11 protein-coding genes are annotated in these 14,020 nt (G+C 68.3%); 6 read left to right on the top strand and 5 right to left on the bottom strand.

Annotated features, from left to right (window positions below; genetic code table 11):
- Window positions 1-68: 68 nt before the first annotated feature.
- Entirely contained in the window at window positions 69-1,619 is a 1,551-nt protein-coding gene (locus tag SFY69_05390; protein MDX2131464.1) for a DNA recombination protein RmuC, read from the bottom strand.
- Window positions 1,620-1,845: 226 nt separating this feature from the next.
- Here SFY69_05390 and SFY69_05385 point away from each other — a divergent pair, with 226 nt between their 5' ends.
- From SFY69_05385 to groL, 4 genes are all read left to right on the top strand, one after another.
- The gene (locus tag SFY69_05385; protein ID MDX2131463.1) at window positions 1,846-2,358 is read left to right on the top strand and encodes a response regulator; all 513 of its coding nucleotides are present in this window, start codon (window positions 1,846-1,848) and stop codon (window positions 2,356-2,358) included.
- Window positions 2,359-2,436: 78 nt separating this feature from the next.
- Window positions 2,437-2,748, top strand: a complete 312-nt coding sequence (locus SFY69_05380) for a co-chaperone GroES (protein MDX2131462.1) — start codon at window positions 2,437-2,439, stop codon at window positions 2,746-2,748.
- Between the two features lie 67 nt (window positions 2,749-2,815).
- Entirely contained in the window at window positions 2,816-3,103 is a 288-nt protein-coding gene (locus SFY69_05375) for a hypothetical protein (GenBank protein MDX2131461.1), read from the top strand.
- 99 nt (window positions 3,104-3,202) lie between these two features.
- On the top strand, window positions 3,203-4,837 hold the full coding sequence (gene groL, locus SFY69_05370) for a chaperonin GroEL (GenBank protein ID MDX2131460.1): 1,635 nt from the start codon (window positions 3,203-3,205) through the stop codon (window positions 4,835-4,837).
- A gap of 192 nt (window positions 4,838-5,029) precedes the next feature.
- Here groL and SFY69_05365 read toward each other — a convergent pair whose 3' ends face one another.
- Window positions 5,030-7,570: a DEAD/DEAH box helicase family protein gene (locus tag SFY69_05365; protein MDX2131459.1), complete on the bottom strand. Its 2,541-nt coding sequence runs from the start codon at window positions 7,568-7,570 to the stop codon at window positions 5,030-5,032.
- Between the two features lie 683 nt (window positions 7,571-8,253).
- On the opposite strand from SFY69_05365, the gene SFY69_05360 reads away from it, so the two are divergent.
- On the top strand, window positions 8,254-8,409 hold the full coding sequence (locus SFY69_05360) for a hypothetical protein (GenBank protein ID MDX2131458.1): 156 nt from the start codon (window positions 8,254-8,256) through the stop codon (window positions 8,407-8,409).
- Window positions 8,410-8,536: 127 nt separating this feature from the next.
- Here the strand turns inward: SFY69_05360 and SFY69_05355 are convergent, their stop codons facing one another.
- Both SFY69_05355 and SFY69_05350 read right to left on the bottom strand, forming a co-directional pair.
- On the bottom strand, window positions 8,537-9,373 hold the full coding sequence (locus SFY69_05355) for a hypothetical protein (GenBank protein MDX2131457.1): 837 nt from the start codon (window positions 9,371-9,373) through the stop codon (window positions 8,537-8,539).
- Window positions 9,374-9,514: 141 nt separating this feature from the next.
- The gene (locus SFY69_05350; protein ID MDX2131456.1) at window positions 9,515-10,351 is read right to left on the bottom strand and encodes a hypothetical protein; all 837 of its coding nucleotides are present in this window, start codon (window positions 10,349-10,351) and stop codon (window positions 9,515-9,517) included.
- 198 nt (window positions 10,352-10,549) lie between these two features.
- Here SFY69_05350 and SFY69_05345 point away from each other — a divergent pair, with 198 nt between their 5' ends.
- Window positions 10,550-11,737, top strand: coding sequence for a hypothetical protein (locus SFY69_05345; protein ID MDX2131455.1), 1,188 nt, complete (start codon window positions 10,550-10,552; stop codon window positions 11,735-11,737).
- A 44-nt stretch (window positions 11,738-11,781) separates the two neighbouring features.
- Here the strand turns inward: SFY69_05345 and SFY69_05340 are convergent, their stop codons facing one another.
- Window positions 11,782-13,941 (bottom strand): PDZ domain-containing protein, encoded by a 2,160-nt coding sequence (locus tag SFY69_05340; protein ID MDX2131454.1) that lies wholly within the window; start codon window positions 13,939-13,941, stop codon window positions 11,782-11,784.
- Between the last annotated feature and the right edge of the window lie 79 nt (window positions 13,942-14,020).

Here is a 14,020-nt window from a genome sequence, read left to right as displayed (position 1 = left end):
GTCAGCATACCGCGCCGCGAAGCGTTGTTCATCCTGCAACACACCGCCGGGGCGTTCGGGGCAAATCGCTACTCGACCCGGGCCGCGTCCACCGACACGCCGTCCTCGCCTCGCACCGGCAGCAGCGCGATCGACCTCGTCGTCGCCTCGATCTCCCCCACCGCCTCTACCTCGCGCGACGACTTCACCCCCGCGCTCTCGATCTTTTTCACCTGCGGGATCAGCCGACCGTCCACCGAACCGGCGAACTCGTTCCACGACTTCACCGCGCCCGCCAGGCTCCGCTGCACCCCCGCCGCCTTCTCCAGCGCGATCGCCAGCCGCTGGTGCAACTCCGTCACCAGGTCGCGGATCGCCCGTGCTTCCTCGCTGATCTTCTGCTCGCGGAACCCCAGGTGCACCGCGCGCAGCAGCGCGATCAGCGACCCCGGCCCCGCCAGCAGCACGTTCTGCCGCGCCGCCGCCTCCAGCAGGTCCGGGCGGCGCGCCAGCGCCGCATCGATCAACTGCTCGCCCGGCACAAACATCACCACGAACTCCGGCGCCCCGTCGTACCCCTTCCAATACGACTTGCTCCCCAGCGCCGCCGCGGTCTTGGCAACTCCGTTCGCGTACGCGTCGAGGCACGCCTCCACCCGCGCGGGGTCCTTGGCCTCCAGCGCGTCCAGGTACGGCTGGATGTTCGTCTTGGCATCCACCACCACATGCCGCCCGTTCGGCAAGCGGACGATCATGTCCGGCCGGTTGAGCGTCCCCTCGCCGTCTCGCGTCGACGACTGCTCCTCGAAGTCGCAGTACGCCCGCATGCCCGCGATCTCCGCCACGCGGCGCAGTTGCAGTTCCCCGTACCGCCCCCGCACCTGCGGCTGGCGCAACGCCTTCACCAGGTTCCCCGTCTCCTCCCGCAGCAGTCGCTCCGACTCCTGCAACTGCGTGATCCGCGTCACCAGTTCGCCCGCCGTCTTGGCGCCCCCCTGCTCGATCTCACCCAGCCGCGTCTCGGTCTTTGCCAGCGCTTCGCGCATCGGGCGCAGCATCTCGTCGATCGCGGCCTGCCGCATCGCCAGGTCCGCGCCGGCTTCGCCGGCGTGCTTCTCGAACTGCTGCTTCGCGAGCGCCAGAAACTCCTCGCGCGAGGTTTGCAACGCCTTGCTCGCGATCGCCCCGAACGCCTCGCGCACCTGGGTGTCGTACTGCTTCAGCCGGTCTTCGATCACCTTGTTCGCACGTTCCAGCGACTCCACCCGCGCCCGGTGCGCATCGCGATCACCATCTCGCTCCGCCTTGGCGCGCTCCTCCGCCGCTCGAACCGCCGCCGCCTTCGCCGCCTCGGCCCGAGCCGCCTCGTCCGCCCGGGCCGCGTTCGCGGCCTTCAGCGATGCCTCCAGCGACGCGGCCGCCTCCGACGCCCGCGCGTGCTTCTCCGCGATCCCCCGCAACTCCACCTCCCGCGCCGCCAGCAGTTCGTCGCGCCGGCGAACATCCTCCTCCAGCCGGCGTGCCGCCTCCTCCGCCGCCGCCAAGCGCCCCGCCCCCGATGCCCGCTGCGCCAGCAGCCACGCGGCCAACGCTGCGCCCGCCACCGCCGCCGCCAGCAACGCCCAGTGCATCCCGTCCATGTCGGCAGTGTACCACCGTCAGCACCTTGTGGTGCGGTGTTTATTCGGTACGATGTGTCAACTGTCGCCCGACCCCCGCGCCGCCCGCTCTGCCATTTCGGCACTCACCGGAACGCTTCGTCGGCCGCGCGCCACGCCGCACCCGGGCTGATGTCACGTCCGCGTCATCGCACGTCCGCGTGACGCCCGCCCGGCCCGGCACGCCGCTTGCCTGTCCCCTCCACACGTGATGCCCTCGCCCCGCCAACCCGACGAGCCGCAGAACCCCGCGACGGGCGGGCACGCCGGCTGCCGTCTCAACCTCCTGCTCTCCAGCGGCGGGTGGCAGAGCGACCCCTGGGTCGAGCGTCTCCCCCGCCTGCTCGAGCCGATGGGCGTCCGCTCGCACCAGGCGACCACCGGCGCCGAGGCCACCCGCATCATCCAGTCCACGCCGATCCACGTCGCCGTCGTCGACCTGGCGCTCCCGCTCGACACCGGCGCCGACAGCGACCCGGAACTCCAGGAAGGCGGCCCGCGTCTGCTGGAGATCCTCGTCCGTCTCGCCTCGCCGCCCCCGGTCGTCGTCATCAAGCGCCGGCGCACGCTGCGCGACGAAGCCCGCGACATCGCCGCGGCTCTCCGCATGGGCGCCTTCGCCGTCGTCGACCGCCCCCGCGAGGCCCAGGACCTCAACGTCATGCTCGAAGTGCTCCGCCGCTGCCTCGAGCGTCATTACCGCGGCAAGTGGCCGGTCTGATCGTCTCTCTTCCGCCCGACGCGCGTGCGCCGGGCGTCTGTTCAGGTTTCGCAACGCAGTGTGATATCGGAGGTTGTTATGGCGAAGGCGGCGAAAGCGACGGGCATCCGCCCGCTGGGCGACAAGATCCTCGTGCGTCGGGACGAGGCCCAGTCCAAGACCGAATCGGGCATCTTCCTGCCGGAATCGTCCAAGGACCGCCCCAAGACCGGCGTCATCGAGGCCGTCGGCACCGGCTCCATCAACACCGACACCGGCGAACGCATCCCGCTCACCGTCAAGAAGGGCGACAAGGTCATCTTCTCGTCCTACGCCGGCACCGAGGTCAAGCTCGACGGCGACGAACTCCTCATCATGTCCGAGGAAGACATCCTCGCGGTCATCGACTGAGTGCAGGGCACTCGGGATGAGGCGTGAGCCACCGGCGTCAGTCCTTCGTTCTGTCCCCTCGTGCCCGATGCCCAGCGCCCGATGCCTTCCCCCACCCATGACCCCGGACCAACTCCGCACAGCACTCCGCGAACTCAACGGCGAACGCGACTGCGTCTTCGCGTTCACGTCCATGCCCTCGCACGAGTCGCTACTCCACGTCCACACCGCCATGCTCATCCCCGACGAGCCCGACCACCTTGTGAAGGTCACCGACGGCCAGAGCGTCTACATCATCGACGCAGAACGCGTCGCCTGGGTCCGCATCGGCCTCGCGCACGCGGACACCCGCCGCGATCTCTCCGCCCGCACCTGATTTCGTTCTTCCTAAGTGCCCATTTGCCCATTTGCCCATTTGCCCATTTGCCCATTTGACCATTTGACCATTTGACCATTTGACCATTTGGAGACCCCCATGCCCGCCAAGTCCATCGCGTACAACACCGACGCCCGCGAACGAATCCTCCGCGGCGTCCAGAAGCTCGCCCACGCCGTCAAGGTCACCCTCGGGCCCTCCGGCCGCGTCGTCGTCCTCGAGAAATCCTTCGGCGGACCCACCGTCACCAAAGACGGCGTCACCGTCGCCAAGGAGATCGAGCTCGAGGACCAGTACGAAAACCTCGGCGCCCAGATGGTGAAGGAAGTCGCCTCCAAGGCCTCCAAGGACGCCGGCGACGGCACCACCACCGCCACCATCTACGCCGAGGCCATCTACGCCGAGGGCCTCAAGGTCATCACCTCGGGCGCGAACCCCAACATCGTGAAGCGCGGCATCGACGCCGCCGTCGCCGCCGTCGTCGACGAGCTCCACCGTCTCTCCAAGAAGGTCGACTCCTCCAAGGAGATCGCCCAGGTCGGCACCTGCTCCGCCAACCAGGACGAGCAGATCGGCAAGATCATCGCCGACGCCATGGACAAGGTCGGCAAGGACGGCGTCATCACCGTCGAGGAAGGCAAGTCGCTCGACACCGAGGTCGAACTCGTCGAGGGCATGCAGTTCGACAAGGGCTACCTCTCGCCCCACTTCGTCACCAACCCCGCCTCCATGGAGTGCGAACTCACCAACCCCTACATCCTCATCTACGAGAAGAAGATCTCCTCCGCCAAGGACATGCTCCCCGTCCTCGGCAAGATCGCCGACCAGGGCGCCTCGCTCCTCATCATCGCCGAGGACGTCGAGGGCGAGGCCCTCGCCACCCTCGTGGTGAACAAGATCCGGGGCGTGCTCAAGGTCTGCGCCGTCAAGGCCCCCGGCTTCGGCGACCGGCGCAAGGAGATGCTCGGCGACATCGCCACCCTCACCGGCGGCAAGGCCATCATGGAAGAACTGGGCCTCTCGCTCGACAAGATCGAGCTCGCCGACCTCGGGCGCGCCAAGAAGGTCTCCATCGACAAGGACAACACCACGATCGTCGAGGGCGCGGGCGACTCCGACGACATCAAGGGCCGCGTCGACATGATCCGCGCCCAGATCGAGAACACCACCTCCGACTACGACCGCGAGAAGCTCGAAGAGCGCCTCGCCAAGCTCGCCGGGGGCGTCGCCCAGATCAACGTCGGGGCCGCCACCGAGGTCGAGATGAAGGAGAAGAAGGCCCGCGTCGAAGACGCGCTGCACGCCTGCCGCGCGGCCGTCGAAGAGGGCATCCTCCCCGGCGGGGGCGTCTCCGTCATCCGCGCCCGCAAGGTTCTCGACAAGATCCGCAAGAAGCTCGACGGCGACGAGCGCGCGGGCGTCGATATCGTCTTCCGCGCCCTCTCGGCCCCCGTCAAGCAGATCGCCGCCAACTGCGGCCTCGACGGCTCCGTCATCGCCTCCAAGGTCGAGGAATCCGCCGAAACCAACTTCGGCTACAACGCCCTCACCCACGAGTACGGCGACCTCGTCAAGATGGGCGTCATCGTGCCCACCAAGGTCGAACGCGTCGCCCTCCAGAACGCCGCGTCCGTCGCCGGCCTGCTCCTCACCACCGAGGCGGCCATCGTCGAGATCAAGGACAAGAAGAAGCCCGCCGGTGGCCACGACCACGACCACGGCGACGACTATTAATTGAATCCTCAGTCAGCAGTCGCGAAAGTGACTGCTGACTCTTCATCAGCGGGTCGAAGGTTCGAGTCCTTCGGGGGGCACTTGAAATCGCCTCTGGGAGCATCCCAGAGGCTTTTTTATTGGTGGCTTCGGAGGCTCGAATCGGACGCCCGCGTCACGGCTACACCACGGCTACAAAGCCAAAGCACGCGATCATTCATCGTCCGATACCGCGTTGTCTTGGAGGTCGATAGCGAAGCGGTACTCCAACGACTCCGCGACTTGCGGCCAGAGCAACCCGTAGTAGGTGAACGCCTCTTGGGTTGCGGACTCCAAAGACGACCCTGCGGGGCGCACGACGATCCGCCGTCCCACGTTGATGAGCCGCTGCGCCAAGTCCATCATCGACTCCAGCGGTACCACCCGTAGGTCGGGAGGTGGGTTCGCTTGCATCACCACGTCTCCGAGGTCGCCCACCATCCATATGTGATCCTTCAGGTGAGGGTGGTTCTGCTTCAACCACTCGCGGCTATCGAGGGCTTGGCCGATATCGCGTGTCTTCTTGTAAACCACGGGCTTCGTCTTCTGGGTCTTCGCCTCCAGCCCCAGCGCATCCTTCGATTCTGGACAGAGCCAAGCCACATCCGGCCCCTTCTTGTCCGCCTTCTTCTCCGGCCTGCTGGATTCGAGCCCGAGCAGCGAGCCCAAGTCGCAGAGGGCTTGTTCGTGCTCCTCCGCGTTCTTGCCTCCGTCACCCCGCAAGCGGTCCAGGACCGACTTCGCTGCCGTTTCGAGTGCGCCCTTCGCCGCCACGACAGAACGCTTCGCCTGCGGTGATACCGCGGGTGGGACACTTGCCGCACCAACCGCGGGTCCGGCCGTCGCGGGACGGCCCAGCATCGCCTTCAGGTTCGCGGCCTGCTGGAAGGCGAGCGCTGCTGTGGCTGTGTCTCCCTCCTGAAGATGAGCAACACCGCACCAGTGGAGGTGCCACGCCGCCAAGCCGCGATCCTTGTCGGTCAGTTCGTTGCCGAGTCCGTTCAGGGCGTCAGCGGCCGCGCGGTGGCGGCCCTCCCACATATGAGTCCAAGCGTCGTACTCCTTCCTCGCCGCGCCGTCGCCCCATGCAGGCTCCTTCGGTCGCTTCTCCGTAGCGATCTCGGCGAGTTTGGCGTTGTAGAAGTCGTCCCAATCCTTCTCACCTTGGATGACCTTCAGCATAAGGTCGGGATACGCCTCCTCCTTCTCGCCACTCTCTTCGAGCGACTTGCGAATCGCCGCGCCCAGCAACAACTGCTGCTGAAGCAACTCAGGGAGGTACGCCATGTGCTCTGGTTGGCGCAGCCAACTCTGCAACGCTTTGTCTGCCAGCACGACCACGCCGTGGTCGGTGTTGCTGCGGAATATCCGCCCGATCGCCTGCGTCAACCGACCCGCCGTCTGCGAGAGCCGGAACTTTTTCGAGTCCAACTGGTCCTCTACGAACCGATCGTGTAGGCAGGCCCCGCGCGGGATGCCGTCCAGAACCAGCACCTTGCACGCCTTACCGGGGAGGTCGATGCCGTCGAAGATGCCCGCGAGGATCATCTTGCGAGTATCTGTTGCGTCTGCGAACTCTTTGATACCGGCGTGGCCTGACTTGCTGTCGTAGACGGTCCCGATGCCCTCCCACCGCTCCGCTGCACGCTTTGACGGGACGATGATGCAGGCTTTGTGCGGCTCAATCATCGTCTCTGTTTGGTCGTAGGCGTTCTCATCCAAGTCACCTTGCGGGAACGCGAACAATCGCTGAGCAGCGCCGATCTTGCCTGTTGGGGAAACGATATCCGCGCGATCCACGCCGAAAGTTCGGATGCACTCGTATCGGGATGGGAGCGTGGCCGTCAGGTACAACCGCCGGACGTTCTGCCCGAAGTAGGAGAGCGAATGCGTGGGGATGACGGGCGGTGTGATCTCGATTCCACGCTGGGAGAGGAAGAACGCGCACGAGGTCAAGTGGTCTCGCAGATGCCGGTAGGCGAAGCGCGTTCCGGCATCTTGTGCGTCCACTCCATTCTCGGCGAGCGCCTTCTGGATCGCTGCGCGATGCTCCCAGACAAACCACGCTGGCACGAACAACACTCCGCTTTCGTATTGGTCGCCTCCGGTGAAGCGGGAGAACCGCGTGGAAAACGGGGAATGGTCGAAGTGGGCGCGGAAGATGCCCATGAGCGGACCCCACGCTCCGTGATTGCGGTTTACTTCAATGGTAAAACACGAGCGGATCGTCGCGGGCGCTACGTGGGCATCATCGAAGAGGACGGCACGGATCGTGTCTTCAAGGAATGGGCTCCCACCGCGGAAAGCGGCGTGGTAGTTGGTGACGCAGCAGCACTCGGCAGAGTCATATCTATCTCTGTTGGTCCAAGTCTGGGACCCGTATGTCGCCACGGTGATTCCGCAGTCTTCAGCCTGCGCCGCCGTCTGCTGCACGAGTTGATTGGTGGGGCAAACGTACAACACCTTGCCCTTTGTCTCGTTCACCAGCGATTGCGCGGCGAGGAGGCCCACGAGGGTCTTGCCGCCGCCCGTGTTCATGGAGAACAGGACATCGGACTTGGCTCGGTGTTTCTGGTGCCAGACGTTCAGCGCCTCCTGCTGGGGGCCGTAGAGCGTCTCTACCTGTCCGCGCTGCGTGAGCCCGCCGAATATGCGGATCGGATCAGTTTCACGCTTCTTTGAGCCAAGGTCGAGTTTGAGTTTCGACAAGTCCATTCTTTTCTCCGCAACTGGTAGCGCATGCCGCACCAGTGTAAGGCAGGTGGCACCAACGTACGTACGGCAGGTGGCACCAACATTGATCAAGCCCGTGCCACCGACATCGGTCCGCCGATGTCGGAGCATCCCGTGGCCCAAACCTCCGTACACCCTATTCCCCCGCCTCTCGCCCCCAAATCAGCGATCTCCTCCGCCCGCAACTCGGCTCCGGGGCGGGTGGCACCAACGACCGAACGAGCAGGCGGCAGGTGGCACCCCCGTCCGTACACCCCGCACCACCGACCCCGCCTCCTCTTGGGCAGTCAACGCCTCCCTCCCGCTCCGTCTCTCCACACTCTCCCCCGCCGCACCCCCGACCCCGCCTTCGCCGGAGGGAGTTGCAGAGGGAACCGAAGGGGTTCCCTCTGCATCCGCACGTCTCGCCCGCGCGGGTTGGCACGGCTCCACACCGCGCCACGGGCGTCGCATGCACGTTGTTCGTTCGTAAACGCAGCGGTATGGAACCGTGTGTTCGGTCGCTCCGTGCGGCCTCCAACCTCACGCCGTACTTCGCAAGTGCCTTCCGGACAGGGAGTTGGTGACATGGTATTGTCGGAACACCGATGCCTCCCGCGCATCCGAAGGCATGGTCCGGCACTCTCGGGGGTGTGCCTCGCCGCCGGGCCGCGGGAGTTTCCGACATGTCGAGTACTGGAAGCGGCGGGAATCAGGGCGGCGGCAACAAAGGCGGTGGTGGCGGCGGCGGTGGTGGCGGCGGCAAGGGACCCGGCGGCAAGCCGAGCACGACCACCAACCCGTCCGGTCCGGGGCGTGACAACAATCCTCCCAAGAAGTAACTCGTTCGTGGGCACAACCACGGTCTCGTGAGACCATCTAGTACCACGACGCCCGGATGCCAACGCGTCCGGGCGTCATTGTGTCCAGATTCCGCCCAGGCCGCATCACCCTGCTGCGCCGCTGCCCTCACCCCACCCCGAGATTGCGCTCGCGGTTCACCCGCTCCGCCCCACCCGCTTCCCCCGCCTCTCGCAGTTCTCGCGCGCAGTCCTCACAAAACTCCAGCGGCCAGCCGCGGACGATCCCCGTCCACAGCACGCGCCAGTCGAACCCGGTGTACATCACGCACCCCGGGTTCGTGCAGTGCACCCCGAGCCCCTCGACGTCCCACGCGTGCGACGAACTCGCCGGCACGCCCAGCACGTGCCCCATCTCGTGCACGAGCGTCCATTCCCACAGCTTGCTCGGGCGCACGAAGAACCCCGAGCGCCGCGCGATCCCCTCGGGCATCACCACGACCACGGCGCGCCGGCCGCGCCCCGGCTCGCCCTCGCCGCGGCTTGTCGCATAGCCCGTCACCCACGCGCCGCTCGCGGGCACAACGAGCACCGTGGTCGGCGTCATCGCGCGGACGGCCTCGCACCGCTCGATCACCCGCTGCACCACGTCGTACTCGCCCGGCTCCAGTTCCACCTCGCACGCGTCCTCGACCACCACCTCGCGCCCGACGTGCTTGCCCAGGCGCGACGCGGCGGCACGCAGCGCGTCGTCGGGCGCCCGCAGCCCGCCGATCACCACCGGGCGCAGGCGCACCTCGCTCTCCAGGTATGCGCGGCTCACCGGGCCGACGCGCAGCGAGGCATCACCCTTGCGCGACGGCGCGGCACACCCGACGAGGGCGCCTGCTTCGCCGAGCGCGACAAGCGCGACGAAGGCGCTGATCGCAACCAACTTCGCAAGCGCCATGACGCCGGGAATCCGGCGTCCGCCCGCCCGCGACCTGCGCATCCGGTCGATGTTCACGAGGGCGAGTGTACCTCGCGCCCCGCGCGGGCAGGCGGCTTCAACGTACGCACACCCCGTGCCCCTGAACTCGCGGCGCGGAGCTCATGCGCGGCACCGCCGACCCCGCGCCCTTGCTCACCCCCGCACTTCCTCGCCCGCTCACGGCTCGGCGTTCCGCGTTCTTGCCCCGTTCGTCGGCGCGCCGCGACGCCGCCACATCGCCAGCAGCAGCCCCGCCGTCGCCAGCATTGTTTCGCCACCGGCCGACGGCACCACCGTGCCCGTGCCCGCGCCGACGGTGAACCGCAGCGCCTCGTCGCCGCCGCCTCCCGGGTTTCGGGTCGCCGTCACGCGAGCGCTGAAGGTCCAGTCGTGCGCCGACAGATCCGCATCCGCCGATATGCGCTGCGTCCACATCCCGTCCACCGTATCCGACGGCCCGCGCGTCGCCGGCGTGACCGACCCCGTCTCGAAGCCGCCCCCGGCGATCGTCAGCGTCGGGCTCGTGAACGACAACTGCGAGAAGGCCATCGTGGACCCGTTCAGCGTGGCCCGGGCCTCGATCAGCAGTGTGTTGAACGCACCCCCGGTGTGCACGCCGCCCAGCGTGACCGCGCTCGTGGCTCCCGCGGGCGGTTGCCCCGGGCCCCAGAACAGCACGCGTGCGGGCGAGGCCGCGCCCGCCGGCGTCATCGAGAACGTGAATCCCTCGCCGACCTCGTGCGCGACCACCAGTTCGTACGTGACGCCCGACAACTGCGACGTGTTGCCGATGGCCCCGGTCAGGTATGCGCCCAGGACGCTCGTGCCGCCGCCGTTGTCCAGCGACACATCGAAGTTGGTGTTCGACACCCGGTACTTGAAGCCCGCGACGCGCGCACCGAACGACGTGGCGTACGCGTCGTTCAGGTACACGACCCCCGCGCGCACCGTGCTCGGGGGCATCGCCGCGACGATGCCGAACACGATGATCGCCTGGGAGGCGCTCAGCCGCATACCTCGAGTGTTCGATGCGCGCCGGGTCCTGCCCACCGTCGCCCGGCGTTATCGCGTGCCCGTGGGCGGCCTGCGCGGGCGCACGCCGCTATCGGACGCGACCGCGCTGGTCGCTCCCACCTCCCGGGCCTCTCGCCGGTCCGGCTTGACAACCCGGTGAAACTCCGTACGGTGGAAGCCCGGTCGCAGGAGGGTGCCATGTTGAACCACCGGTTGTTGGCCGCGTGCGCGGCGGTTGTCGTCGGTCCCGTCGCGGCGCTCGCGCAGCCGTTCGCGTACCAGGGCCGCCTGGAAAACGCCGGCCAGCCGGCGACCGGGCCGCACGAACTCCGCGTGCGCATCTTCGCCAGCCCGGCCGGCCCCGATCAGGTCGGCGTCGAAACGCTGGCGACGGTCACGCCCGCGCCCGACGGCACGTTCACCCTCGAGGTCGATCCCGGGGCGGGCGTGTTCACCGGCCCGGCCCGATGGGCCGAGATCGCCGTCCGCCCCGCCGGGTCTGGCGTCTTCACCACGCTCGCGCCCCGCCAGCCGGTGTCGCCCGCGCCGTACGCCCTCCGCGCGCTTACGGAGTGGCTCGTCCCGTCGGGCGGCACGAACCTGCACGTTGATCTGTCGCGCCAGCGCCTGTTCCTCGGGCGCTCCGCGCGCCTCAACTCGTCGGAGTACTTCGGCTTCACCGCCGCCGCCCCGGACTTCACCTTCGGCGGCATGTACGTCAACATCGCCGGCGCGAACGCCCTGCCGTTCTACGGCTACAGCACGGGCGACGGCCTGCGCCTCTGCCGCACCTACTTCGAAGGCGCCACCCAGACCTGGGTCGTCGACAACGGCGGCGACCGCATCCGCGTGCAGAACAACGGCGACGTCGCCATCGGGCTGCCTTCCGCGACCGCCAAGCTCGATGTCGGCGGCACCGTCCGCGCCAACGCCTTCGCGTACAGCGCCACGCAGACCCGCGTGCTCTCGGTGCCCGGGGCGGCGTTCAACGCCTCCCTCCCCAACGTCTCGCCCACGCGCGAGGTCGGCCCCAGCGGCACCTTCCTTGACGCCGGCATCGGCAGCGCCGCGCTCGTCGCCCCCATCAACCTGCCCGACGGATGCCGCATCACCCGCATCGAGTTCTTCGTCTACGAGAACGGCGCCTCGTCCTTCACCGGCCTGCTCTACCGGCGCACGCACGGCCAGTTCGGCTCCAGCGGCCTCGTCGCCACGCCGTCCTCCGTGAACAGCGCGAACATTCAGATCATCTTCGCCGATTCGAGCGTGCTCATCACCAACTCTGTTTACTCGTACTACCTGTCGCTCGGATGCTCCGACTGGCTCGGCGCCTCCACCGCGCTCTTCTCCGCGCGCGTCACCTACATCACCAGCGCGCCGGAGTGAGCCGCCCCCGGCCGCCTCCTCCCCGGTGGCAGGCGTGCGGCGGGCTACTCCTTCTCGGCGCCGGTCTCGGTCTGGATGACCGGCTTCCACTCGGGCTCGGCGAACATGAACTGCGTCCGCAGGCCGCGCAGCACCACGATCGTCACGCGTTCCGGCTGGCGCTCGGACACGTCCTCCATCGCCTTGCGGTAGCTCGCGATGTCCGTGACGGGCATCGAGTCGATGCGCTGGATGAGATCGCCCGGGAACAATCCCGCCAGGCCCGCCCAGCCGGCGCGCTCGACGTTCTCCACCAGCACGCCCTGCACCGAGTCTTCCCATCGGTTGTCGTCACGGTCGAAGAACGTGAGCTCGCGCACCGAGAGTTCGAAGTCGCGGTTCTCGTCGCGCAGCGCTTCCTCGGGCGCCAGGCGCGTGCGCTCCAGGGTCATCTTGAGGTCCAGCGTCTGCGTGCCGCGGATGACGCCCAGCGCGACCTCCTGCCCGGACGACATGCGCCGGACCTGGCGCTGGAACATGCCCGAGTCCTGGATGCTCCGGGGGTTCAGACGATCGCCGTTGAGGCTGGTGATGACGTCCCCCACCTTGAGCCCGGCCTCGGCCGCCACGGTGCCGGGGTACACCCGCGTCACGCGGAAGCCGGTCGTGTCGCCCAGCCCGATCTGCTTGGCCAGGTCGCGCAGCACCGGCTGGGTCGCGACGCCGATCCACGCCTTGGGCAGCTCGCGGGGCGGGTCCTCGCGCTTGTCGGGGCGGGGCTCGAGCAGCGTCAGGTTGTTCTTGCCCGCGCGGTCGAACTCCACCGTCACGAACTCCGGCAGCGGGTCCTGCTTGGCCATCTCGCGGTACAGGTCGACCAGGTCGCGGAGCGTGTCGATCGGCGTCCCGTTCACGCTGCGGATGACGTCGCCACGCTGCATCGCGGGCTCGGCGTTCTCCGCGGGCCCGCCCCCTCGCACCCCCAGCACCATCGCGCCCTTGCCGTCGGTCAGGCGCCGGGCGCGCACCATCCGGGGCGTCACCTCGGCGACGGAGATTCCGAACAGGCGCAGCGCCGTCTCGTCGCCCCGCTCGCGCAGCAGTTCCTCCGTCGTCACGCTGACCGTGCCGGTCTCCTCACCCCGGCGGTACGTGAACTCCACGGGCGTGCCCACCGGCTTCTCGGCGATGGCCCGCAGCACGAGCGGGATCTCCTCGGCGAACCGCGCGTTCAGGGGCTTGCCGTCCATCGTCAGCAGCACGTCGCCGGCCTTGAGCCCGGCCTTCGCCGCCGCCCCGTCCGCGTCCACGCTGTTCAGCAGCACGCCCTCGTCGTACCCCGCCCGGCGCACGCTCTTGAACGCCGCCCCGATCGAGCTGCGCGTCACGCGCCCCTTCTCGATGATCTCCTGCGCCACCTGGCGTGCAAAGTTCGACGGGTTCGCGAAGCCCAGGCCCGACCCGCCCCGGGTGTTTACGCCGACGATCTCGCCCCGCAGGTTCACCAGCGGCCCGCCGCTGTTCCCGGGCAGGATCAGCGCGTCGTGCTGGATCCACCGCGTGAACACGTCGCTCGACGTGTCGAAATCAAACTCCTGGTCGGCGATGTCATCGCCCGAGAGCGACGCGAAGACGCGCTCGGTGTTCGAGACGATCCCCAGCGTCACCGAGCGCGACAGCCCGTACGGCGCGCCCATCGCCATCACGTAGTCGCCCACCTTCAGTTCGTCGGAGTTCCCCCACTCGGCCACGCCCGGCAGGGGCGTGCCCTTGAGGTCCGCGACATCGACGCGCAGCACCGCGAGGTCCGTCATGCGGTCTTCGCCCACGAGCGTCGCCGTCACCTCGCGCTTGTCGGAGAGCGTCACGCGGAACGTCCGTCCGTCGTCGGTCACGTGCTGGTTGGTGACGATCAGCCCGTCGCGAGAGATGATCGTCCCGCTTCCGGTGCTCGCGCCCTTCTGCTCCTTGCCCCCCCAGTACGACACGCTCACCACCTGGATGTTCACCAGCGCGGGGAAGACACGGTCGCGCGCACGGTCGATCTCCTGGCGCAGTTCCGGCGGGGCGGCGTCGATGGCCGCGGGCGTCCCGGCGCCCCGCCCGCCCCCGCCCTGCGCCCACGCCGCGGGCGCGAGCAGGCACAGCGCCGCCACCGGGCCCAGCGCGGGCGCGACGAACCCGGACCACGCGATTCCGACCTGCCGACGCCGTGCGATGCGCATGCGGGGTGCCTCCGGGGCGGGGTGGGCCCGCCGTGTCCGAGAAGGTATCCGGAGTTCGGCAGGCACGCCCCGCCCCTTG

This window comes from Planctomycetota bacterium, assembly GCA_033763975.1.
In the GTDB taxonomy this organism is placed as follows: Bacteria; Planctomycetota; Phycisphaerae; order Phycisphaerales; family UBA1924; genus RI-211.
This window is presented reverse-complemented; position numbering and strand designations above follow the sequence as displayed.